The organism is Carnobacterium jeotgali MS3 (assembly GCF_000745125.1).
GTDB lineage: Bacteria > Bacillota > Bacilli > Lactobacillales > Carnobacteriaceae > Carnobacterium_B > Carnobacterium_B jeotgali.
The window spans coordinates 676,048-701,090 of sequence record NZ_JQNF01000010.1 but is presented as its reverse complement, the minus strand read 5'-3'; the positions used below and the strand labels follow the sequence as shown (position 1 = coordinate 701,090).

The window sequence follows — 25,043 nt, the reverse complement described above, 5'->3', positions numbered from 1 at the left end:
CTCTACAAAAAGTGTAGAGGCTAAAAAAAGTGTATAAGAAAACCACTAATCGCTCCCTACGTCAGTATTAACTAACAGGTTCAAAGGGTCAGGTTTTAACCTTCTCAACACAAGTGTCCCCCCGCAATTAAAAGTTTTACAAAAGAAAAGCTCCCCATAAAAATGGAGAGCTCAGTACGTATCATTTAATACATATGTACATAGTGCTCCCTACGTCAGTGTTAACTAACAGGTTCAAAGGGTCAGGTTTTAACCTTCTCAACACACTTGTGTCCCCCTGCAAAACATTTAATTACTTATAAGCTTACTATATACAACCTATTTAATCAATTCTCTTAAGTTATTAGACATTAAGAGTACAAAAAAAGTAACTAATGAATAGACTTTTTCAGTCTATTCATTAGTTAGCAACCATTCGACCTTTTTCTTTTAATTTAATTATTCTTCTTTATTCACCCATACAGATATAGACCCAGCTTCAACAAGAAAATGACCATTTCCTGCTTCATCAATAGTGACAGTTTCTGTACAATTGCCTAGATAATCTTCATAAACAAAACCCTTTTTTTCTTTTCCTACAAACATATCTTTATATCCTGCTTCACTATTTGAAATGACTATGGCACATCCTTTTGGACACTCTTCATTTCCTGAACGAGTCCAGCCAATACAATTTCCATGATCAAGATAATCGGTTTGATCTCCATAAGCAAAATTCTTTTTAAGGTACATTAATTTATCGATTACTTCACGTTGAGGCTCGATTGGATGATCACCTTGAATGCCATAATAATCACCATAAAATAGAACAGGATAGCCTTCTTGTCTTAATAAGATGATTCCGTAAGCTATCGCTTTAAACCAAGGTTCAACAAATGACTCGAGCGATTGGTTTGGCTGTGAATCATGATTATCTACAAACGTCACAGCTTGCATGGGATTGTTTTTTAATAATGTTTGGTCAAATAAATGGGTTAAATCAAATTCTTGACCTTTTTTTGAAGCTTGTTCCAATTGATGATGTAAACCAACATCAAATAAATCCAATTTGTAGTCTTGACTGTCTAAATAACTATTCAAGTTCGTATAGTTTTGATCCCAATATTCTCCAACGATAAAGAACTGTTTCCCAAAATTAGCTTCAATACTTTCACGCAACTCGTAAATGAAATTTTCGTTTATGTGTTTAACGGCATCTAACCTAAATCCATCTACTCCTGTTTCTTCGACAAACCAGTTGGCCCATTTTTTTGTTTCTTCAATGACTTCAGGATGACTATAATCGATATCAGCATACATTAAGTAGTCGTAATTGCCATATTCATCATCTACTGTTCCATCAGCTGCCCAGCCTTTATTTTGACCTTCAATGCGATAAATAGCTTTTTTTTCATTTTCTTGGTTGTAATCTGTTCCAGAAAAATGATACCAATGCCATTGGAAATCAGAATACTTCCCTTTTCTACCAGGAAACGTAAACTCTGTCCAACCTTCAATTTCATAGACTTCACTGACGGTTTGATTGCGATCATCTGGATCTACTTCAATAGCTTTAAATCGTTCAGTACCATCTGCGCCTGCTTTATGATTCAAAACAACATCTGCATAAACTTGAATATCATATTTATGCAGCTCATCAATAGCTGCAATTAATTCCTCTTTTGTCCCATATTTAGTACGCACAGTGCCTTTTTGATTGAACTCTCCTAGATCATACAAATCATAAATACCGTATCCATTATCATTTTTCCCGGTACCTTTAAAACAGGGTGGAATCCATACACTTGTTACACCGATTTCACTTAAATGTTTCGCATCTTCTTTTAACCGTTTCCAATGATTTCCATCAGCTTCTGTGTACCATTCGAAATACTGCATCATTACCCCATTTTTAAGCATATTCTTCTTCCTTTCTAGCCTATCTGATTCGCTTTTTTCTTTTTGTACAAACTATTTTATCGTTGTTTTTAATCTGAAAATTCAATGTAATTTAAATAATTTTACCACCTTTTGCTCGAAATGAATAATAAAAAGGATACAGTATTTTATAAGATACATTAATCGACAACTAGTTCTGAAATAAGTATAGTTATCCTATCAAATAAAGGAGGTTATTTAGATGAAAGCACTGGATAGTATTGCGTTAGCTTTACTAATTGTAGGCGGCTTAAATTGGCTATTGGTAGGACTCTTTGAATTTGATCTTGTTGCTACACTTTTTGGTGGACAAACCTCTCTATTATCGAAAATTGTTTATATCATCGTTGGTTTATGTGCATTATATTCCTTGAAATTTTTCCCTTTATTAAATTCAAATCGCAGAGATAGACACTGATTCACCTTAAAAAGGGACTCAACAGTTCACTGTTGAGTCCCTTTTTGCATATCTACTTGATTCTCTTCTATCCAAGAGCTACATCTAAGATCATCATGATCGTAAAACCGATCATTAACCACATAGATGCTAAGTCTTTGTTCCCATTTTCTTGGGAGCCAGGTATAACTTCTTCGGCAACTACAAAAATCATAGCTCCCGCAGCAAAACTTAAAGCATATGGAAGCAAAGGTTCCATTACCGTAACAGCCAATACCCCAACTATGGCTGCAATTGGTTCAACAGCTCCTGATAGTTGTCCATAATAAAAACTTTTCGCTCTAGACATACCATCACGTCTCAGAGGCATAGAAACGGCAGTTCCTTCTGGAAAATTTTGAATTCCCATACCAATTGCTAAAGCAATCGCTCCTGCAATAGAAGCTTCTGGGTTACCCGTTGCAACGGATCCAAAAGCAACTCCCACTGCTAAACCTTCAGGTATATTATGCATCGTAATTGCTACAACTAATAACGTACTCCGTTTTCTTTTTTGAGGGTTCACACCTTCAGCTTCTGCTGGAGGCATATTAGGATTTAAATGGGGCAAAACGTTATCTGCACTCCATAAAAATATCCCACCTAACATGAAACCTATAGCAGCAGGCATCCAGGCTGGTAACGGACCGCTTTCAGCCATTGAAAGTGCTGGTGATAAAAGCGACCAAAAACTTGCAGCAATCATTACTCCCCCAGCAAAACCTAGCATACCATCCATTAGTTTTTGGTTGACACTCTTAGTGGTGAAAACTAAAGAAGCTCCTAAAGCTGTCATTCCCCAAGTAAATAAAGTAGCAATTAGCGTTTGTACTAACGGACTTAATGAACTTATAAACTCAATCAATTACGTCACTCCTTATAATAATAACGAACTATTTTATCCTTCTTATTCAGTATAATGCTCTTTCCTTTTTTTAACAAACAGTTGAATAACGATGTACTTAGTAAATAACCTCTTTTTTTTATTCTCTGAAAATAATGACAATCGTTTCCATTACTTACACTTAAGCCATTCACTAATGAGCTGACCATAATAATACTATTTATTTTTTGATGAATTGATTTCAAAAATATTTTTAGCACAAAAAAAGAGACGCAATAAACGTTTTCGAAATGCTTTCGCACCAACATTTATCCGTCTCGTGGGTTTGGCACCCAATGGGCTGTGGGGGGTTTGAACCCTCGACCCGCTGATTAAGAGTCAGCTGCTCTACCAACTGAGCTAACAACCCTTTATTTCTTACAAAATACAGTTTAACACATTTTTATACCTTTATGTAAAAAAATAAATAAAATTAGACCTTTTTGTATCCTTATCGAGTAAAAAAATTAGCTAAGCAAAAGAAAACTTTTGCTTAGCTAGTCACTTACTTATTAAATTTGTGCCCAAACACTTTCTAAAATGTTTGTTTGTTCACGGTCAGGTCCTACTGAGAATGTTGAAATACGAACACCAACTAATTCAGAGATGCGGTGGACATAATTTCTTGCATTTTCAGGAAGGTCTGCCAACGTACGGCATCCTGTAATATCTTCACTCCAGCCTGGCATTTCTTCATAAATTGGTGTACATTCAGCCAATTCTTTTAAACTTGCTGGATAATGAAGAATTTCTTCTCCATTACGTTCATAAGAAGTACAGATTTTAACCGTTTCTAACCCACTTAAAACGTCAATTGAGTTTAAAGAAAGGTTAGTGATTCCAGATACTCGTTTTGAATGACGCATCACTACAGTATCAAACCAGCCGATACGTCGCGGACGTCCAGTAGTTGTACCATATTCACGACCAATATCGCGAATACGTTGTCCTACTTCATCAAATAATTCAGTTGGGAATGGACCATCACCCACACGTGAAGTATAGGCTTTACATACGCCCACTACTTTGTCGATTTTTGAAGGACCAACACCACTACCGATTGTTACTCCGCCAGCTACTGGATTAGAAGAAGTAACGAATGGATATGTCCCTTGATCGATATCCAACATAACTCCTTGAGCCCCTTCAAATAATACACGTTTGCCATCATCTAAAGCATCATTTAAGACTACTGAAGTATCACAAACGTATTGTTTAAGTTCTTGTCCATATTGATAATACTCTTCAAAGACATCATCAAATTCAATGGCACTAGAATCATACATTTTTACAAAACTACGATTTTTTTCTTCTAAATTAATACGCAAGCGTTCTTCAAAGATTTCTTTATCTAATAAATCAGCAATTCGGATACCGACACGAGCCGCTTTATCCATATAGGCTGGTCCGATTCCTTTGATTGTTGTTCCAATCTTTTGATCGCCTTTAGAGTCTTCTTGTAATTGATCTAATTGAATATGGTATGGCAAAATAACATGAGCACGATCAGAAATACGCAAATTATCGGTTGTTATTCCTTTTTCGTGTAAATAAGCCAACTCTTTAACAAGAGCCTTAGGATTCACAACAACACCATTTCCAATGATACTGATTTTATCTTTATAGAAAATACCTGATGGGATTAAATGTAATTTATACGTTTCACCATCAAATTGAATCGTATGTCCGGCATTATCGCCACCTTGATAACGTGCAATGACTTCTGCATTCTCACTTAAAAAATCTGTGATCTTACCTTTTCCTTCATCGCCCCATTGTGTACCAACTACTACTACTGAAGACATATGAACACCTCATTAATTTTTTTTTTACCCAAATACTTATTAATTCTATCAGTAATTGTTGCTTGTTTCAACAAATAAACGAATATTCATTACTTTTTTAACTAAAATATTAGAAAAAAACGAACATTATTTTTATTTAACCAAAAAAAAAAGACAAAATGCGAACAATTATCGCATTAGTCCTTTTTTTAACGTTGAGCCATTTCATCTGGGTAATAACTTAACGAAGAAAATTTATTGTATTCTTTTATAAATAAAAGTTTTACAGTACCCCTTGCACCACTTCTATTTTTTTCGATAATAACTTCTATTACATTATCTTCGCCTGCAGATTCATGGTCTTCGTCATCTTCTCCACCTTCACGATCATAATAATCATCACGATACAAAAAGGCTACTATATCAGCATCTTGTTCAATCGAACCAGATTCACGAATGTCACTTAACACAGGACGTTTGTCTTGTCTCTGCTCCACACCACGCGATAATTGAGATAATGCTATTACTGGAACTTTTAGTTCTTTAGCAAGCTTTTTTAACTGACGAGAAATCTCAGAGACTTCTTGTTGTCTACTTTCACGCCCAGTACCTTCAATCAACTGTAGGTAATCAATTAATACTAAACCCAGATTACCTTTCTCTTGTTTTAATCGGCGACATTTAGCACGAATTTCAGCTATCCTGATCCCTGGAGTATCATCAATATAAATATTGGCCTTTGATAAACTACCCATTGCTACAATCAAGCTTTGCCATTCTTCTTCTGATAATGTTCCCGTTCTTAAATGTCCAGCATCGATACTTCCTTCTGCACAAAGCATCCGATTGACTAGTGATTCAGCTCCCATTTCTAAACTAAAAATAGCAACTGTCTCATCGGTTTTTGTTCCAATATTTTGAGCAATATTCAAAGCAAATGCGGTTTTCCCTACAGCCGGACGAGCAGCTAGAATGATTAATTCTTCTTTTTGAAGACCAGCAGTCATTTTATCTAATGCTTGATAACCAGTTGGCAAACCAGTAATTTCTTCATTATTTTGATAAAGTTGATCGATTTGTGCAATAGAACTGTTTAACACATCTGAAATAGCTAAAAAACCGCTCCTGTTGCGTCTTTCAGATACTTCTAGAATACTACGCTCAGCCTCGTCTAAAATCGTTGCAAGCTCGTCTCCTTCTTCATATCCTTTAGTAACGATATCCGTAGCTGTATGGATTAAGTTTCTTAAAATAGCTTTTTGCTCTACTATTTTTGCGTAATACTCCATATTAGCAGCAGTGGGAACAGAAACAGCTAGCTCAGCTAAGTAAGCCATTCCGCCCACATCTTCTAACTGATTTTTAGATTCTAATGCATTGGTTACTGTAACGATATCAATTGCTTCATTATGATTATTCAGTTCTAACATTGATTGAAAAATCACCTGATGACCACGACGATAAAAATCTTTTGACTCAATAAATTCTAAAGCACCGACAACAGTTTCAGGATCTAAAAATATGGAACCTAACACAGCTTGTTCAGCTTCAATACTTTGTGGCGGTAAACGGTCTTGAAAAGCTTCTTGTGCCAATAAATTCTCTTCCTTTCACTATCAATACTCTGATTATTTTTCCTTAACTAGTAAGATTCAATTCTATTATTTTACCTTAAAAAGATAAGTAATACAATCTGCTAAAAAGAACATTCGTTCCTTTCTTCTATCTATTCCAAATTAAAAAGCGTTTGGCTCTTATACTGCTAATGAGCCAAACGCTTTTACTTTTCTTACTATGTTAATTTTCTGGTAAAACATTCACTGTTATAGTTGCCACCACTTCAGGATGAATTTTTACATCCATCTTCATTGATGTTACAGTGCGAATCGGAAAAGCTAGATCAATTTTACGTTTATCAAGTTTTACATTTAATTGTTTTTCAGCTGTGGCAGCTATCTGTTTAGTCGTAACAGATCCAAATAAACGCCCATCCTCAGCAGCTTTAGTTTTAATTACAATTGCATTCTCTTCTTTTTCGAGAAATTCTTTGACTTTTTTAGCTTCTTGTAGGATTTCTTCTTCTTTCTTTTCGTCAGCTTTTATTTTTCCATTTAATTCACTAATACTTGCTGACGTAGCTTCTTTAGCTAAATTATTTTTCAATAAAAAGTTATGTGCGTATCCATCAGCAACGTTTTTTACATCGCCTTTTTTTCCTTTACCTTTTACATCTGCTAAAAATATGACTTTCATAATTTTATTCCTCCTCTTTTTTCATTACAATAGCATCGCGTAATCGCTCTTTTGCTTCTTTTATGGTTGTGTCTTCTAATTGCGTAGCAGCATTAGATAAATGTCCACCACCACCAAGTTGCTCCATAATAACTTGAACATTGATTTCGCCCAAACTACGAGCACTAATGCCAATTCGGTTATCAGAACGCTTAGTTATAACAAAAGCTGCATCAACATTAGACATTGATAACATCGTATCAGCCGTTTGCGCTGCTACTACTGTATCATAAATACTGTCTTCTTCACCAATTGCAACGGCTATATTTTCAGTAATAAATTCAATTGTTTCAATCAAATGACTACGAAGAAGGTAGGTTTCCTTATCTTCTTTCAACAATCGTTGAATCATGATAGCATCAGCACCACAAGACCTTAAATAACTCGCTGCATCAAAGGTACGAGAACCGGTTCTCAAGGAGAAACTATTTGTATCTACAATAATTCCACCTAATAAAGCCGTGGCTTCAATTTTATTAATCGGATTCGCTTCTTTTGATTGGTATTCAAACAACTCAGTAATTAGTTCAGCTGAAGATGAGGCATAGGGTTCAATATAAACTAAAGCAGGATCCTTTGGAAAAGCTTCTCCACGGCGGTGATGATCAATCACAACTACTTTATTCGTTCGTGAAATCAGTTCCGGTGCTATCCCCATAGAAGGACGATGGAAATCGACTAAAACGACTAAACTATTGGCGGTAATCATTTGTTCCGCAACTGACGGTGTAATGATATAGCGACTAATTTGACTGTCTTCTTCCACTTCTTTCATTAACTTAGATATATCTTTACTAAATTCTTCTGGATTTACAACGACCCAAGCTTCTTTATTATTCATTTCAGCGATTCTTCTAATGCCTAACGATGAACCTATTGCATCTAAATCAGGATATTTATGTCCCATAATAAAAATTTGATCAGAATGTTTCATCAGTTCTTGGAGTGCTTGACTGATCATCCGAGAACGAACACGCGTTCTTTTTTCCATTGGATTTGTTTTTCCACCATAATAACGGGGTTCAGTTTCATAACCTTTAACAACAACTTGGTCTCCACCTCTGCCTAAAGCTAGATCCAAATTACTTTGAGCTAATTTAGACAGCTCACTTAAATCATCAGATCCATAAGCAATACCTATACTTAATGTTAATGGGAAATTTTGTTTTGATGTTCTTTCTCTTATTTGATCAATAATGCTGAATTTCTCTTCTTCCATCTTTGTCAAAGAGTTGTAGTGCATCATAACAATAAAACGATCTTCAGTAATTCGTTTCAAATATACATGGTGCAATTTCGCCCAATTAGATAATTGAGTTGTAATAAAATTATCTAAGTTAGATATATTTCGATCCGTCATCCCTTGAGTAATTTCATCGTGATTATCAACAAAGATATTACCAATAACAATTTTTTCATCTTCATATTTCGATTGAATGATAGCGTATTCAGTAATATCCATAAGATATACCACTTTTATGTCTTTTTGAACAATAATTTGAAAAAACTTATCGCCCCATTTAGCTGTTTTCAAGCCAGAATCACGACTTTCTTCAATAAGTGTGGCTAATTCACTATCAACGTCTTCTAATTGTTTGCCTAAAACTTCTTGATAACCCAAATGAGATTGAAGATATGGATTAATCCACTGCAGTTGTAAATTATCATTAAACAAAAGAATTCCAATTGGCATTTTAATAAGCGCTTCTTGTTCTCCCCGTTTAATTCTAAAAGCTAAATCAGAAATATATTTTTTATTTTCAGCAGTTAATTTTTTTAGCAAATTATACAATAAAACTAGTACAACTATAAATATAACCAATAATGCTAAACCAATTCCAATGTTGGCGAAGAATCCCAGAATAATCGTACTTAACTGCAATGCGATTATAATTGCAATAATAGTCTGTATTTTTTTATCATTTAAGAATTCTGGAAGCTTTTCTTGAGACAGTTTTTTATTCATAATAAACTCCTTTTTCCATCTCTTTCCTAATTCAAGTTCACTCTCTATTTTACCACTTGTTCTCTAAGTAGACAACTTGTTTCACATGAAACAAAATCAGCAATGTTTCACGTGAAACTTTCTTGATTTAATTCTTTTGAGTTACCCATTTTTTCAGTTTACTCAATAGCTAGAGGAATGATTGAACAGAAATTTATTGTACCATGAACAAATTTGCCCCTTAGGAACTTATAAGCATAACAAACTTTGACATAAATACCTAAAGTAATTTTAAGGATTACTGAAGTTACCAGCAATACGAATAACACAGCTTTAACGCTTTAGCGATTAAGCTGTGTTTGAGGCTTACGATGGCACTAGGGCTCTTACAAGCAAATTCATCTATTCCATACTATTTTAAGAAGACCTCTTCTTTCAGAGTTGATTGGCACTAAAAAATAGTCTATCCAAAATGCATGAAGTACTTAATAAATAAAACAAAAAGAGTTGAGACATTTGCCTCAACTCCTTTATTTTTTTTATTGTTCGTCAGTTACGAAAGGTAATAATCCCATAATACGAGCACGTTTAATTGCTTTAGTTAATTTACGTTGGTTTTTCGCGTATGTTCCAGTAACACGGCGCGGTAAAATTCTACCTCTTTCAGAGATAAAACGTTTTAAAAGATCAACATCTTTATAGTCCACATGTTCAATGTGGTTTGCTGCAAAGAAGTCAACTTTCCGGCGTTTCTTTCCGCCTCTACGTTGTTGAGCCATTTTATTTTCCTCCTTTATTTCCCATTCATTCTAGAATGGTAAATCGTCATCTGAAATATCAATCGGTTGTCCGCTCTTTTCAAAAGGATCAGAGTTTCCAAAGTTTTGATATTGTTGGTTACGGGGAGCTTCTTGTGAGTTACTTTGTGCATTATTGTTATAAGGTTTTTGTTGAGAACCATAAGATCCTGCTTGAGAATCACCTTGGTCTTTACGTTGATCATTTTTAGATTTTGATTCTAATAATGAGAACGTTTCAACAACTACTTCTGTAACATATACACGTTGCCCTTGTTGATTATCATAAGAACGCGTTTGGATACGGCCTTCCACACCTACTAATGCACCTTTTCTGGTGAAATTCGCAAATGATTCAGCACTTTTTCTCCAAATAACACAGTTAATAAAATCAGCATCTCTTTCACCTTTTTGGTTCGTAAACTGTCTGTTTACAGCCAATGAAAAAGTTGCTACCGCTGTACCATTTGAAGTGTATCTTAAATCAGCATCTTTTGTTAATCTTCCAACTAAAACAACATTGTTAATCACATTGCCCACTCCTTCCGATAAAAATGTTTCATGTGAAACATTTTTTGCTTAGTCTTCTTCTCTAATTGTCATATGACGCAGAATATCAGGGCTGATCTTTGATAAACGATCGAATTCGTTAATTGCAACTGCATCATTAGCAGTAAGTTTTACGATATGGTAGATTCCTTCGTGGAAATCTTTGATTTCGTAAGCAAAACGACGTTTCGACCAGTCTTTAGATTCAGTGATTTCAGCACCATTATCTTTTAAAATAGTGTCAAAGCGTTCAACTAAAGCTGTTTTTTCAGCTTCTTCGATGTTTGGACGGATAATGTATAAAATTTCGTATTTTGCTGCTTTACTCATCTTGACTGTCACCTCCTTATGGACTTTGGCTCTTTTTACAGAGCAAGGAGAGTATTCTATTGATAACTCATTAGATTACTCACGTCCGTTTAGTATATCATATTTTATTTTGAACATCAATACCTGAGTAGCATTTTAAATACGTTTTTTTAGCTTTATCGTTTTTAGTGTTAGATATCTGTCTGCTGTTATTTGTTCAAAATTTCTGGATTTTTACCCTTATATAATTCTACAAAGGTAGTACTATGTCCACTCTTCTATTTAAGTATTCGTACTATTTATCGAAAAGCTTTTTTAAAATTTGATTGTCCTGATAAAAGCAAAAAAGAGTGGACCAATAGAGGTCCACTCTTTTTTGCTTTGTTTTTTATTCTTCTGTTGAATCAGTGTCAGTAATGTCTTCTATGTCAGTTTCAGAGTCGTTTACAGGATTAATTTCTTGGATTGAATCATCTAATCCTGACTCTTTTGTAGTGAATGCTTCAGAAACGATTTCGGTTTCATCTATTTCATCCTCTATAACTTCTGCGTCTACTTTTGCCATAGTCGAAACTTTTACTTCCTCTGCTACTCGAATAACACGTACACCTAATGTGGCACGACCTGTTTGCGATACTGCTGAAACATTAAAGCGAATAATAACACCTGTATTTGTTATCAACATAATATCTTCATCGCCTTTGACAGTTGTCAAACCAGCTAAGTTACCATTTTTACTTGTGATATTAGCTGTTTTAATTCCTTTTCCGCCACGGCCTTTAATAGCATATTCACTTGCTTTAGTTCGTTTTCCATACCCTTTTTCTGTAATGATCAGAACTTCAGAATCCTCTTTTAACAGATCGACTCCAATGACATAATCATTTTCTCTTAATCGAATACCACGAACACCACCAGCAGTTCTACCCATGTTTCGAACATCTTTTTCATGGAAACTTACGGCATAACCCATGTGCGTTCCAATAATGATATTTTCGTCACCATTTGTTACAGAAACAGACATCAATTCATCATTCTCTTTTAACACAATAGCTTTTAGTCCATTGCTTCGGATATTAGAGAAGGCTTTTACATCTGTACGTTTAACTGTTCCAAGGCGCGTTGTAAAGAAGAGATACAGACCATCTTCAGCTTCTCCTCTGACATTTATAACCGCTTGAACGGTTTCACCAGAATCGATACCTAATAAGTTTATGACTGGAATTCCTTTAGCTGTACGGCCATACTCAGGTATTTCATATCCTTTTGAACGATAAACTTTTCCGTTATTCGTAAAGAATAATAATGTATCATGAGTTGAACAAGAAACTAAGGTTTCAATGAAATCATCATCATGAACTCCCATTCCTTGTATACCACGTCCGCCACGTCTTTGTGATTTGAATTCAGAACTTGGAAGACGTTTGATATACCCTTTGCTTGTCAACGTAATAACAATATCTTCTTCTTCAATCAAATCTTCATCTTCAAGACTTAGAACTTCTCCTACTAATAATTCCGTACGACGAGCATCGCCAAATTTTTCTTGTACTTCAAGAAGCTCCGTTTCGATAATCTTGTGTATCCGTTCTGGTTTTGCCAAAATATCAGCCATATCTTCAATCAAGGCTATTAATTCAGTATATTCAGATTCGATTTTATCGCGCTCTAAACCAGTCAATCGGACCATACGCATATCTAAAATAGCTTGTGCTTGTTTCTCTGATAAGCCGTACGTTTCAATTAACGTCGTTTTAGCCACATCACCCGTTTTTGAACTACGGATAATTCGAATAATTTCTTCAATGTGGTCCAAGGCTATTCTTAAACCTTCTAAGATGTGTGCACGTGCTTCAGCTTTGCGTTTATCATAAGCCGTTCTTCTACGAATAACCACTTCTTGGTGTTTTAAGTATTCTTCAAGAATAGATTTTAAACTTAATACTTTCGGAACACCATTTACAATTGCTAACATGTTAAAGCCAAAAGATGTTTGCATTGACGTTAGTTTATATAAGTTATTCAAGACAACACTTGCACTTACGTCACGTCTCACATCAATTACGATGCGCATACCATCACGATCGGATTCATCTGCTAAATCAGTAATGCCTTCGATTCGTTTGTCTCTTGCTAAATCAGCGATGCGTTCGACTAATCTCGCTTTATTCACCATGTACGGTAATTCGTGCACGAGAATGCGTTCTTTGCCATTTTTTTGTATTTCAATTTCAACTTTAGCTCGAACCATAATCGAGCCTTTACCCGTTTCATAAGCTTTTCTGATACCAGATTTACCCATGACTAATCCCCCAGTTGGGAAATCAGGCCCTGGGATTGCTTCCATCAAATCAGCTGTTGTTGCATCAGGATTATTCATCAAAATGTGTAATGCTGAGATAACTTCAGTTAGATTATGCGGTGGAATATTGGTAGCCATACCAACAGCAATCCCTGTCACACCGTTTACAAGTAGATTAGGGAAACGAGCTGGTAATACGTCTGGTTCACGTTCTGAGCCATCATAGTTATCATGGTAATCAATCGTGTCTTTATTAATATCACGCAGCATTTCTAAAGCCATTTTCGTCATACGCGCTTCCGTATAACGCATCGCTGCAGCTCCATCGCCATCGACTGATCCAAAGTTTCCATGACCATCCACTAACGGATAGCGGTAACTCCAATCTTGAGCCATCCGAACCATTGATTCATAAATCGCACTATCTCCATGAGGATGGTATTTACCCATAACATCCCCAACGATACGTGCTGATTTCTTATGTGCTTTATCTGGCGTTACGCCCAATTCGCTCATTCCATACAAAATACGACGATGTACTGGTTTCAAACCATCTCGTACATCTGGCAACGCGCGCGCTACAATAACACTCATTGCATAATCAAGGAATGAACTGCGCATTTCATGGCTTAATTCAACATTTTTTATATTTTCTTTAAATTCTTCAGCCATTTTTTATTGTCCTCCTAGTTGGATTAAATGTCTAAATTTTGCACGTAACGTGCGTTTTCTTCAATGAATATACGTCTTGGTTCAACACGGTCACCCATTAACATGTCACAGCTTTTATCTGCTTCAATTGCATCATCAACAGTGACTTGCAACATCCGTCTGTTTTCAGGATTCATAGTTGTTTCCCATAATTGTTCAGCATCCATTTCTCCAAGACCTTTATACCGTTGAATTGCAGGTTTTGGTGAAAGAGGAATTTCTTTCAAATACTCATTCAATTCATCTTCTGAATCTAAGTAAACCATTTTTTTACCTTGGCGCACTTGATACAAAGGAGGCTGAGCAATGTAAACATAACCCGCTTCAACTATTGGACGCATGTAGCGATAAAATAAGGTCAACAATAAAGTACGGATATGTGCTCCATCGACATCGGCATCGGTCATAATCACTAATTTATGATAACGAGCTTTAGAAACGTCAAAATCGCCACCAAATCCTGTTCCCATAGCTGTAAACAATGATCGAATTTCTTCATTAGCTAAAATTCTGTCTAATGTTGCTTTTTCTACATTTAGGATTTTTCCACGAATGGGTAAGATTGCTTGAAATAATCTTGAGCGTCCTTGTTTAGCAGAACCACCGGCAGAATCTCCCTCAACGATAAATAATTCACTGATAGAAGGATCTTTACTTGAACAGTCAGCTAGTTTACCAGGAAGGTTACTTATCTCTAGTCCACTTTTTTTACGTGTTACTTCGCGCGCTCTTTTTGCAGCTAAACGTGCTCTAGCAGCTAACAAACCTTTTTCAACAATTTGACGAGCTACTGGCGGATTCTCCATTAAGAATTTTTCGAAATGCGCGGAAAACAAACGATCTGTAATCGTACGTGCTTCAGAGTTTCCTAATTTTGTTTTCGTTTGTCCCTCAAATTGAGGATCTGGATGTTTGATGGATAAGACGATTGTTAAGCCTTCACGCACGTCTTCTCCAGTTAGATTTTCTTCATTTTCTTTAATGATTTTATTCTTTTTAGCGTAGTCATTTATCACACGTGTTAAGGCTGTCTTGAAACCAAATTCATGTGTTCCACCTTCATAAGTATGGATATTGTTAGCAAAACTCATTAAATTATTATGGTAGCCATCTGTATGTTGCATTGCTACTTCAATAGTGATTCCTTGTTGTTCGCCTTCTAAAAAGATCGGTTCATCATACAAAACAACTTTATTTTCATTCAGAAATTCTACGTAACTCTTAATTCCACCTTCATAGTGATACTCTAAAAAGGCTTGTTTGTCTTCACGTTTATCTTCAACAGTAATTTTCAATCCTTTATTTAAGAACGCTAGCTCACGTACACGTGTCGCTAATTTGTCAAAATTAAATTCAACCGTTTCTTTAAAGATCTCAGGATCCGGTACAAAATGAACAGTCGTACCGTGTTTATCTGTTTCACCGATTACTTCTACATCATGGACTACTTTTCCTTGAGCATATTGTTGGTGATAGATTTTACTGTTTTTATAGACATAAACATCCAATGTAGTCGAAAGAGCATTAACCACTGAAGATCCTACTCCATGTAAACCACCGGAAACTTTATACCCTCCTCCGCCAAATTTACCACCTGCATGTAGAATCGTAAAAACGGTCTCTAATGCTGGACGGCCTGTTTTAGCTTGGATGTCGACCGGAATTCCACGGCCATTATCCATGACAATGATACTTCCGTCTTTTTCGATACTTAAATTAATTTCGTCAGCAAAACCAGCCAAAGCTTCATCAATTGAATTATCTACAATTTCCCATACTAAATGGTGTAATCCTTCACTACTTGTTGCTCCAATATACATACCTGGACGTTTACGAACGGCTTCTAAACCTTCTAGAACCTGTATTTGACTCGCATCATATTCATTTGCTAAATCTTGTTTGCTTTTAATTTCTTCAGACACACTCATTCACTCTCCATTTCTACTTGTCCATTATCAATCAGAAAAATTTTCGGGGTTTCCAACATATTTTTCTTTATTCCATCTAAACTAGTTGTCGTCAAGAATGTTTGAACTTTATTTTGAATTGCTTTCAATAAATGCGTTTGTCTTTCATCATCCAATTCTGATAAAACATCATCTAATAATAAGACGGGATACTCGCCTGTCATCTCTTTCATCAAATCAATTTCTGCCAATTTAACACTTAGTGCAGTCGTTCTTTGTTGACCTTGAGAACCATAAGTTTGAACATTTCTTCCATTCACAGTGAATTTCAAATCATCTCTATGAGGACCAAAAATAGTCGTTCGCTGCTCTAATTCTCTCTGCCTACCTTGTGCAAAAGCGTTCATTAAATCTGAATAAAGCTGTTCTTTGCTTGTTTCATCTGTAATTTTCAAACTACAAGCATATCCAATTTCAAGCAATTCCTTTTGTTTAGAAATTTCACTATGAACCGGTTTAGCCCAATTTTCTAATTTTTTTACAAAAGAAAAGCGTTCTAATAAAATAGCCGCTCCATATTCTGCTAACTGTTCAGTTAGAATATCTAGAAACGTTAGATCTTTTTCTTTTCTTAGACTTAATTGTTTAAGGTAACTATTTCTTTGCTTTAAAAGATGTTGGTATTGTACAAGATGGTGTAAATAAATAGGGCTCATCTGCCCCATTTCCATATCTAAAAATTTTCTTCGGACAGAAGGCGAACCTTTTACCAGAGATAAATCCTCTGGAGCAAATAAAATAACATTTAAGTTTCCAATGTATTCACTTAGTTTTTTTTGCTCCAGGTGATTAAATTTTGCTTTTTTCCCTTTTTTTGAAATAGAAATTTCAAGTGGAAAACTAGTGTTTTTCTTTTGGATTCTGCCACTTACACGGGCAAAATCTTGGTCCCAGCGAATAGTTTCTTTATCATTGGCAGTTCTATGGCTTCTTGCCATTGCTAAAACGTAAATAGCTTCCATCAAACTAGTTTTCCCTTGGGCATTTTCTCCTAAGAAAACATTAATCCCTTTAGAAAAAATAACTTCAGCATGCTCATAATTACGATAATTGGAAAGATGGATTTCTTTCAATAGCATTATTTTTCTTCCTTATTTGATTCATCAGTTGTACCTTCTGATTGGATAAAAAAAGTCCCCTCATTTGGTATTTCAACAACAGAACCTGGATAGATTTTTTTCCCTCTTCGATCTTCAACTTCATTATCCAACATTACTGTGTGTTCAGCCAAATACCATTTAGCCATACCGCCACTGCTAATAATGTTTACATGTTTTAAAAATTGTCCTAATGTAATGAATTCACGATTGATTTTAATTGTTTTTTTCATGTTTTTCACCTACTTTTCAATAAAATAAGCGTGGACATAATCCACGCATCACGCTGTCGCTTATTAATCTTATTATACTCCTTTTTAGCCAAAAATACAACCAAATCTAAAAATAACCCTACTATTATCGATTTTAACGACAAGATAAAAAAAGACCTTAAATCACTCACAATTGCTTAAAACGAAAAAAACATGGTTATTTGGAGCATAATAAAAAAAACTACTTTTCAAATTGCTTGAAAAGTAGTTTTTTACTTGCTTAATTTTTTAAAAAGTTCGAACAGGAGTAATTAATTGAATAAAGTCTTGTCCATTTTCACTTGGAACCAGAATAAAAGGACGGACTGGAGATGTAAATTTAATTTTGATATCTGTTTGTCCAAAAGTTCTTAATGCATCTTTCATGTAATCAGGGTTAAACGACAGTTCAATCGGCTCCCCTTCAACAGATAGATATTCTAATTCCTCTTTAACATTACCGACATCAGGTGAGTTCCCCGAAATTTCAATTAAATCTGGCGTAATAGTAATTTTTACAACATTGTTCTTTCCTTCATGTGAAAGTAAAGAAGCACGTTCGATAGAACCTAATAAAGCACTCGCATTAAAACTAATTTCTGTTGAAGAATTGTCAGGAATCAATCGTTTAGTATCAGGATAATACCCTTCAAGTAAACGAGAATAGAAATATAGATTTTCTGCTTTAAATAAAACTTGATTTTCAGTGATCATCATTTCAATCGTATCTGATGTTTCATCCAATGTCCGAGATAATTCGATCAAACTCTTACCTGGGATAATAATGTTGTATTTCTTTGTCGCTTGCTCGTCATTCATTTCAATCGGAATGACACGTTGACTTAAACGATGACTATCGGTAGCAACTGCTAGAAACTTTTCATTTTCAATAACAATATTTACACCTGTTAAGATTGGACGACTTTCATGGGTAGAAATAGCAATAACCGTTTGTCCGATAACTTGTTTAAATAAGTTTACAGGTAAAGTAAATGTTTCTGATGTATCTATGATTGGCAAATGTGGGTAATTATTAGGATCTAAGCCATTAATTCTAAATGATGCTGTTGCTGAAGTAATCAAGGCTTGAAAATGATCCAATATTTCAATTGTCATTGTTTCTTCAGGAAGTTTTTTTACAATTTCACTAAAAAAACGTGCTTGTAAAACAATTCCGCCAGTTTTTTCAATGGTTAAAAGATTTTCTTCTTCTGATACAGGAATAAAAGCTTCAATCGAAATATCTGAATCACTACCTGTTAAAGTTAAGCCTTCATCATTGGCAATAATTTTTAACCCCGTCAGTATAGGTATGGTTGTTCTAGAAGAAATCGCACGTTGTACATCCGCTAAGCTTTTTAAAAAGGCACTTCTCTTTATTGTAAATTTCATTAATTTTACCTCCAAATATAGTTATATTTATTTTATAAGTTCTTTAGTAATAGTAGTAGGGCTTGTTGATACTGTGGAAAACTGGTGCAACCCTATTAGCGAAAAGGTTTTGCACATGTGGATAAGTTGTTGATGAAAAAAGGATAACTCACTCAGTTATACACATGTGCAAAAGAAAGAACTAGGTTAATTTTTTCTTTAAATCTGTTATTTCTTGTTTTAATTGATTATCACTTGTTAAAGCATGAACGATTTTTTCATACGCATGAATAACTGTTGTGTGATCTTTTCCGCCAAATTCAACACCGATTTTAGGTAAAGAATTTGATGTAAGTTCTCGAGATAAATACATAGCAATCTGTCTTGGTAAAACAATGGACTTGATCCTCTTTTTGCCTTTAAGGTCAGCAATCGATAATTGATAATATTTACTGACAGCTTGCTGGATATCCAAAATAGTAAGTGTCGTTGGTTTTGCTGAAGGCAACATACTCTTTAATGCATCGGCAGCTAAGCTAGTGGTAATATCGCGACTTTCGATTGCTGCATAAGCTTGCACCCGTACTAGTGCGCCTTCTAGTTCTCTAATATTTGAATCAATTTGACCAGCGATGTAACTTAACGTATCACCAGGAATTTCTAATCGTTCAGCATTAGCTTTCTTTCTCAAAATAGCAATTCGCGTTTCAAGATCTGGCGGTGTGATATCAACTGATAGACCCCAAGCGAATCTGGATACTAACCGTTCTTGTAGTTTGGGAATTTCATTTGGCAAACGATCACTTGTCAATACGATTTGTTTACGGTCATCGTATAAAGCGTTAAAGGTATGGAAAAATTCTTCTTGTGTTCCTTCCTTATCTGCAAAAAATTGAATGTCATCTACTAGAAGCAAATCAACACTGCGGTATTCGTTTCTAAATTTTTCTTGTGTTTTATTTTGGATGGAATTTATAAAATCATTCGCAAATGTTTCACTACTAACATATTTAACTCGTGCGTCAGGGTTTAGCAGCAACATTTGGTGACCTATAGCATGCATCAAATGGGTTTTTCCAAGCCCAACTCCACCATAGAAAAATAAAGGATTGTAAATAGTTCCCGGTTCTTCTGCAACGACTAAAGCTGCAGCGTGAGCCATCTGATTTCCTTTACCGATAACAAAGGTATCAAAAGTATACTTTGTATTTAATTGGATATCTTTTTTAAACCAGTTTTTTTTAGGAACTTCATTGTGAAGATTATGATTCGCAAGTTTAGTCGTTTCTTGCTCATTTTTGATAACAAATAATGGCGAAATTTCACGACTAGAATATTCATAAATGTTTTCAACAATTCGGGTAGCTAAATTATTTTCCCAATATTCTTTATGTAAAGAAGAAGGGACTTCAATAATAATGTTGTTATCTGTGATACGTATTGGACTGGCACTTTCAATCCACGTATCGTAGCTAACTTTGGATAGTGATTCTTTGAATTTTTCTTTTAAAAAATTCCATAGCGTTTGTAAATCATCCAAAAGAGAACCTCCTTATAAAATGTGTCTACGTCATTTTAGCACTTTTATAAAAAGTTTTCCACAAGTAGTTTTTTTTCAATAAATTTTATACATGACTTGTAAATAAAGTTATGCACAGGGTAAAAACGACGGTGGATAACTTTATTTAACAACAGGAAAACGATTGTTTTTGTGGATAACTATCTCGTAATTATGATTGATAGGCTAATGTTTCTATTAGTTATGCACAAATTTAAAATGGAAGTGGATAACGTTTTTGCACACCTTGTTTGTTTGTGGATAACCGGGTGATAACTCGAGGATAACAAACGATAAAAAAAAGTCGTCCATAGGCTTGTGGATAAGTTTATGCACTTGTGGATATCTTTATTTTGAATGAAAAATAAGGAAAGAATCTTAGTAAGTCTTAATAAAAGTGCTGAAAATAGTGCTTTCAGAAAAAAAAGTACAAAAGATAGTTTCTTATTAAGCTTAAATATGCTATCATACATAGGTGAATGAATGAAAATAGGGGAAATATGCTTGACAAGACTATTTTTTCTTCGTTATAATAATCTAGACTGTCTTGGATAATTAAAAAATAATAATGAGAGATAGTTTTTACAGGAGGTGTATCACGTATGAAAAGAACTTACCAACCAAAAAAACGTAAACGTCAAAAAGTACATGGTTTCCGTAAACGCATGAGTACTAAAAATGGACGTAATGTATTACAAAGTAGACGCCGTAAAGGAAGAAAAGTATTGTCTGCATAGATCACTGAACGTCTCAGTGGTCTTTTTTTTTAGGATTTGAATATAAATTACTCAGTAGTCGTTAGTTTTTTTACTCGATTACTGAGTAATTTGTTCCTTATCCGATTAAAACTAAGTAGTTTTTTACTAATTTAAAAAGAGATGAGAGGTTATTTTAATGAGAAAAACCTATCGTGTCAAAAAAGAAGCTGAGTTTCAAAAAGTATTTCATCATGGCAAATCAACAGCAAATCGTCAATTTGTCATTTATGTGTTAGACAAAAATGACCAACTGCATTTTCGTGTAGGAATATCTGTTGGTAAAAAAATAGGCAATGCTGTCATGCGGAATAATGTTAAAAGAAGAATTCGACAAAGTTTAACAGAACTAAAACCGCAACTAAAAGCAGAAAAAGATTTTATTGTGATTGCTCGCAAACCAATTGCGGATATGACAATGAAAGAAACAAAGAAAAGTTTAACGCATGTGTTAAAGCTTGCAAAGTTATTAAGATAGAGTTACTTATTAGAGTGGAGGACAGAATGTGAATAAACGTAAGCGATTACTTCTTTTGTTAGGCACAGTGTTATTAGCAATTGTATTAGTAGGTTGTGGAACTTCGCCGATCACAGATCAAAGCACAGGTATTTGGGACAAGTATATTATTTTTAATTTCTCACGTATAATTGTATGGTTATCTAATTTATTTGGTGGAAGTTATGGAGTTGGGATAATTATCTTTACTTTAATTATTCGCTTAATTCTATTACCTGTCATGCATGGCCAAACGAAGAGCACTAGAAAAATGGCTGAGTTGCAACCGCAATTAAAAGAATTGCAAACAAAATATGCCTCTAAAGATACGGATACACAAAATAAGTTAAAAGAAGAAACATCTAAATTGTATTCAGAAGCAGGCGTTAATCCTGTCGCAGGTTGTTTGCCATTACTCATTCAAATGCCAGTTTTAATTGCGATGTATCAAGCGATTAGCCGGACAGAAGTTTTGAAAACGGGGAATTTTTTATGGATGAATCTAGGAGCCCCAGATCCGTTATTTATATTACCAGTAATAGCTGCTATATTAACGTATGCAACTACTAAGTTATCTACCATGAGTCAAGCAGAGTCAAATCCAACGACGACAACTATGATGTACATGATGCCAGCATTAATCTTATTCATGGGGATCACATTACCAAGCGCCTTGTCATTATACTGGGTCGTAGGGAATGCATTTTCAGTTGGACAAACAATGTTGTTGAATAATCCTTTCAAAATAATAAAAGAACGTGAAGAAAAAATACAAGCTGAACGAGATCGCAAACGTGCTCTTGAAAAAGCATTGAAACCAAAGAAAAAAAGAAAATAAAATTCAATAGTTAAAATGGGTAGAATGGAGGTAGGCAGATGAATAAGTATACAGCTCAAGCAGAAACGGTAGATGAAGCCATCCAAAAGGCATTGAAAGAACTGGGAATTACTAAAAAAGAGGCTTCTATTGAAATAGTCGATCAAGGTAGAAAAGGTATTTTTAAAATTGGGAAAAAAGATGCGATTGTAACAGTTACGAAACTAGCAGCTGATAATAATGGTAAAGCATTTTTCAAAGAACCTTCAACTAAAGAAGAAACTGTTAAACCAGCACCCGATTCAAGCAAATTTGTAAAAGAACAAGCTCCAATTTTGACAGAATCAACTCTTTCAGAAGAGGAGGATCTTTCTAAGGTTGCTGATACAAAACGAAATGATGAAGAAGCTGTTAAAATGGTGGCAGATTATCTTCAAGATATTATCCAAAAAATGGGTATTTCTAGTACTGTGACACTAGAAGAAACTAAAAACCAGATTGTTTTTCATGTTGAAACAGAAAAAGCAGGTTTAGTTATTGGGAAGCATGGAAAAGTAATTAACGCTTTACAATCATTAGCTCAAGTTTTGCTACATCGCCATGCTAAAACAAAATATACTGCTATCGTGAATGTTGGAGACTATCGTGAACGTAGAGAAAATGCTTTGAGAGAACTAGCTGAGCGTACGGCATTAAAAGTCCGACGTACAAAGCAACCCGTATTCTTAGAACCGATGCCTGCTTCTGAAAGAAAACAAATCCATTTTTACTTGAGCAAAGATGATGCGGTTATGACGCATTCTGAAGGCAATGAACCACACCGTTACTTAGTTGTAGAATTAAAATGAAAAAATAATTTATTCAGTTGTCCGTTTTAGCGGCAACTAATTTGAAAGTTCCTAGACTGATTTTATCAATCTGGGGGCTTTTTTTAGTGTTTAAAATTGATATACTAAGACAAAAGTCCAGTAGGCTAGAAGAAAAGAATCCTGTATAGTAAAGTAATAAACAAATAAAGATATGTAGGTGAGTAGATTGGTGAAGATTATGATCGTTGAGGATGATTTGGTTATTGCTTCAAGCTTGCAAGAAGAATTGACTAAATGGCAGTACAATGCATTTTATGTAACAGACTTTAATCATGTTTTAGATACGTTTAATCGTGAGATGCCTCAATTAGTATTGATGGATATCAAGCTACCTTATTTTAATGGTTATTATTGGTGTACAGAACTTCGTAAGATTTCGCAAGTTCCCATTATCTTTATTTCCTCGCAAAGCGAACGAATGGACATCGTCATGGCTATTCAAATGGGCGCGGATGATTTTATTAGTAAACCATTTGATTTAACAGTAGCGTTAGCTAAAATACAAGCATTACTGCGTAGAACATATGATTTTACAGGCAATGATGCTTACTTAAGTTATCAAAATGTCTATTTAAAAACGAGTGAATTAAAGATTCATTATTTGGATCAAGAAGTTGAATTGACCAAAAATGAAATGAAAATTTTAGAAGTCTTATTTACACAAAAAGGAGCTTTTGTTTCACGAGAAGCGATTATGATGAAGTTATGGGAAAATGATTCGTTTATTGATGATAACACATTAGCAGTCAATATTAACCGTTTACGAAAAAAACTAACAGAATTGGGATTAACCTCATTTATTGTCACTAAAAAAGGGTATGGATATGGTCTGAAAAAGGATGATGATACTAATGAAGTCAACGCATAAAGTGACAGATATTATTAAAGCCTTTATAAAAACAAATCGTTCTTTCTTTTTAGCTTATGTTTTTAATTTAAGCCTATTTAGTTTTATTTATGTATTAGGGCAATTGCCCAGTTACTTTTTAATCTTTAGTATCGAACTTTCTTTCTTTATAGGTGGTTGTTTCTGTTTATTTAAATTTTCACAGTATTATAAACGGTTTCGATTGTTGGAGCGATTAGATAAAGATCCAGTCACTGTACTGCAACAACTGTCTGATAACCGTGATCCGAGTGAAGTTTTTTTTCAGCTTAAAATTGAAAATTTAATAGAAGAAATGCACCAACTTAAAAAAAACAACTTGAAACGCAATACGTCTCAGATAGACTATTTCACCTTGTGGCTGCATCAAATCAAGACACCTATTTCAGCTATTAGTCTGTTAATACAACGGGATACTCAAGCAAAATTTAACCATCAAATGGAACAAGAATTATTACAGATTGAAAACTATACCCATATGGCGTTGAATTATTTAAAAATAGAGCAAAGTGGCTCTGATTTGGACTTTGTAGAAGTTTCGCTTGATCGAGTGATCAAAGAAACTGTTAAGAAGTTTTCAATTTTATTTATTTATAATCGAATCCAGTTAGATTATAAAATAACCAGCCAAAAGGTTTTATCTGATGAAAAATGGTTGAGGGTATTAGTTGAACAAATTCTGTCTAATAGTCTGAAATACACTCCTGAAGGTGGCAGGATTCAAATTTATATGAGTCCAGTTAAGAAAAATCAACTCATTATTGAAGATACCGGTATCGGGATTCGAGCTGAAGATTTGCCACGTATTTTTGAACGTGGGTATTCTGGGTTTAATGGAAGAATACACGAAAAATCAACAGGGTTAGGCTTATTTCTTAGTCAGAAAATTACCAAACGCCTAGGTCATGAAATAGCAATTGAGTCCACGGTAGGAAAAGGCACTAAAGTAATAATCGATTTAGCACGAACTCCACTTGCAAAAGACTATTAATAAGGAATCTTACAAAAGTGTAAGGTTTAATCGTTATCTGTAAGAAAAGATAAAAGCAAG

Annotated in this window: 21 protein-coding genes, 1 tRNA gene, 2 pseudogenes and 2 riboswitches; of the genes and pseudogenes, 7 read left to right on the top strand and 17 right to left on the bottom strand. The window is 34.6% G+C overall.

The window, feature by feature from the left end:
- Positions 1-36: 36 nt before the first annotated feature.
- A riboswitch (TPP riboswitch) is annotated at positions 37-133 on the bottom strand.
- 57 nt (positions 134-190) lie between these two features.
- Positions 191-289: riboswitch (TPP riboswitch) on the bottom strand.
- A gap of 149 nt (positions 290-438) precedes the next feature.
- Positions 439-1,899, bottom strand: coding sequence for an alpha-amylase (locus BP18_RS10930; protein WP_029278038.1), 1,461 nt, complete (start codon positions 1,897-1,899; stop codon positions 439-441).
- Between the two features lie 220 nt (positions 1,900-2,119).
- Between BP18_RS10930 and BP18_RS10925 the strand changes: the two genes are divergently transcribed.
- Positions 2,120-2,335: a DUF378 domain-containing protein gene (locus BP18_RS10925; RefSeq protein WP_029278036.1), complete on the top strand. Its 216-nt coding sequence runs from the start codon at positions 2,120-2,122 to the stop codon at positions 2,333-2,335.
- Between the two features lie 67 nt (positions 2,336-2,402).
- Here the strand turns inward: BP18_RS10925 and BP18_RS10920 are convergent, their stop codons facing one another.
- The 16 genes and pseudogenes from BP18_RS10920 to dnaA all read right to left on the bottom strand — a co-directional run bounded on the left by BP18_RS10920 (position 2,403) and on the right by dnaA (position 20,151).
- Positions 2,403-3,215 (bottom strand): ZIP family metal transporter, encoded by an 813-nt coding sequence (locus BP18_RS10920; protein WP_331279873.1) that lies wholly within the window; start codon positions 3,213-3,215, stop codon positions 2,403-2,405.
- A gap of 318 nt (positions 3,216-3,533) precedes the next feature.
- Positions 3,534-3,606 (bottom strand) — tRNA-Lys (locus tag BP18_RS10915).
- 142 nt (positions 3,607-3,748) lie between these two features.
- A complete protein-coding gene (locus tag BP18_RS10910; protein ID WP_007724040.1) occupies positions 3,749-5,041 on the bottom strand; it encodes an adenylosuccinate synthase in 1,293 nt (430 codons plus the stop codon).
- Between the two features lie 188 nt (positions 5,042-5,229).
- Complete coding sequence (gene dnaB, locus BP18_RS10905) at positions 5,230-6,615, bottom strand: replicative DNA helicase (RefSeq protein ID WP_007724038.1); 1,386 nt, start codon at positions 6,613-6,615, stop codon at positions 5,230-5,232.
- A gap of 202 nt (positions 6,616-6,817) precedes the next feature.
- Positions 6,818-7,273, bottom strand: coding sequence for a 50S ribosomal protein L9 (gene rplI / locus BP18_RS10900; protein ID WP_007724036.1), 456 nt, complete (start codon positions 7,271-7,273; stop codon positions 6,818-6,820).
- A 4-nt stretch (positions 7,274-7,277) separates the two neighbouring features.
- Positions 7,278-9,278 carry a DHH family phosphoesterase gene (locus tag BP18_RS10895; RefSeq protein ID WP_007724034.1) on the bottom strand — a complete coding sequence of 667 codons (2,001 nt, stop codon included), beginning with the start codon at positions 9,276-9,278 and terminating at the stop codon, positions 7,278-7,280.
- A gap of 518 nt (positions 9,279-9,796) precedes the next feature.
- Positions 9,797-10,036 carry a 30S ribosomal protein S18 gene (gene rpsR / locus BP18_RS10890; RefSeq protein WP_007724031.1) on the bottom strand — a complete coding sequence of 80 codons (240 nt, stop codon included), beginning with the start codon at positions 10,034-10,036 and terminating at the stop codon, positions 9,797-9,799.
- Positions 10,037-10,066: 30 nt separating this feature from the next.
- Positions 10,067-10,150: pseudogene (locus BP18_RS13030) on the bottom strand (single-stranded DNA-binding protein); the annotation flags it as partial.
- Positions 10,130-10,585: pseudogene (gene ssb / locus BP18_RS10885) on the bottom strand (single-stranded DNA-binding protein); the annotation flags it as partial. The pseudogenes BP18_RS13030 and ssb, both read right to left, overlap by 21 nt.
- A gap of 48 nt (positions 10,586-10,633) precedes the next feature.
- Positions 10,634-10,933 carry a 30S ribosomal protein S6 gene (rpsF, locus tag BP18_RS10880; RefSeq protein WP_007724024.1) on the bottom strand — a complete coding sequence of 100 codons (300 nt, stop codon included), beginning with the start codon at positions 10,931-10,933 and terminating at the stop codon, positions 10,634-10,636.
- A 367-nt stretch (positions 10,934-11,300) separates the two neighbouring features.
- Entirely contained in the window at positions 11,301-13,886 is a 2,586-nt protein-coding gene (gene gyrA / locus BP18_RS10875; RefSeq protein ID WP_007724014.1) for a DNA gyrase subunit A, read from the bottom strand.
- Positions 13,887-13,909: 23 nt separating this feature from the next.
- Positions 13,910-15,847, bottom strand: coding sequence for a DNA topoisomerase (ATP-hydrolyzing) subunit B (gyrB, locus tag BP18_RS10870; RefSeq protein WP_007724011.1), 1,938 nt, complete (start codon positions 15,845-15,847; stop codon positions 13,910-13,912).
- Positions 15,848-15,849: 2 nt separating this feature from the next.
- Positions 15,850-16,971, bottom strand: a complete 1,122-nt coding sequence (recF, locus tag BP18_RS10865) for a DNA replication/repair protein RecF (RefSeq protein ID WP_029276556.1) — start codon at positions 16,969-16,971, stop codon at positions 15,850-15,852.
- The gene (yaaA, locus tag BP18_RS10860; RefSeq protein WP_007724005.1) at positions 16,971-17,222 is read right to left on the bottom strand and encodes a S4 domain-containing protein YaaA; all 252 of its coding nucleotides are present in this window, start codon (positions 17,220-17,222) and stop codon (positions 16,971-16,973) included. Before yaaA ends, recF begins: the two co-directional genes overlap by 1 nt.
- Positions 17,223-17,489: 267 nt before the next feature.
- A complete protein-coding gene (gene dnaN, locus BP18_RS10855) occupies positions 17,490-18,632 on the bottom strand; it encodes a DNA polymerase III subunit beta (RefSeq protein WP_007724002.1) in 1,143 nt (380 codons plus the stop codon).
- 181 nt (positions 18,633-18,813) lie between these two features.
- Complete coding sequence (gene dnaA / locus BP18_RS10850; RefSeq protein WP_029276554.1) at positions 18,814-20,151, bottom strand: chromosomal replication initiator protein DnaA; 1,338 nt, start codon at positions 20,149-20,151, stop codon at positions 18,814-18,816.
- Between the two features lie 620 nt (positions 20,152-20,771).
- On the opposite strand from dnaA, the gene rpmH reads away from it, so the two are divergent.
- From rpmH to BP18_RS10820, 6 genes are all read left to right on the top strand, one after another.
- On the top strand, positions 20,772-20,906 hold the full coding sequence (rpmH, locus tag BP18_RS10845) for a 50S ribosomal protein L34 (protein WP_007725519.1): 135 nt from the start codon (positions 20,772-20,774) through the stop codon (positions 20,904-20,906).
- Between the two features lie 157 nt (positions 20,907-21,063).
- Positions 21,064-21,402, top strand: a complete 339-nt coding sequence (gene rnpA / locus BP18_RS10840) for a ribonuclease P protein component (protein ID WP_007725517.1) — start codon at positions 21,064-21,066, stop codon at positions 21,400-21,402.
- Positions 21,403-21,430: 28 nt separating this feature from the next.
- Complete coding sequence (gene yidC / locus BP18_RS10835) at positions 21,431-22,258, top strand: membrane protein insertase YidC (RefSeq protein WP_007725516.1); 828 nt, start codon at positions 21,431-21,433, stop codon at positions 22,256-22,258.
- 38 nt (positions 22,259-22,296) lie between these two features.
- Positions 22,297-23,085: an RNA-binding cell elongation regulator Jag/EloR gene (gene jag / locus BP18_RS10830; RefSeq protein WP_029276551.1), complete on the top strand. Its 789-nt coding sequence runs from the start codon at positions 22,297-22,299 to the stop codon at positions 23,083-23,085.
- A 199-nt stretch (positions 23,086-23,284) separates the two neighbouring features.
- The gene (locus BP18_RS10825; RefSeq protein ID WP_407391844.1) at positions 23,285-23,974 is read left to right on the top strand and encodes a response regulator transcription factor; all 690 of its coding nucleotides are present in this window, start codon (positions 23,285-23,287) and stop codon (positions 23,972-23,974) included.
- Positions 23,958-24,983 (top strand): sensor histidine kinase, encoded by a 1,026-nt coding sequence (locus tag BP18_RS10820; protein WP_035050624.1) that lies wholly within the window; start codon positions 23,958-23,960, stop codon positions 24,981-24,983. The genes BP18_RS10825 and BP18_RS10820 overlap by 17 nt, the downstream gene beginning before the upstream one ends.
- The last annotated feature ends 60 nt before the right edge of the window (positions 24,984-25,043 follow it).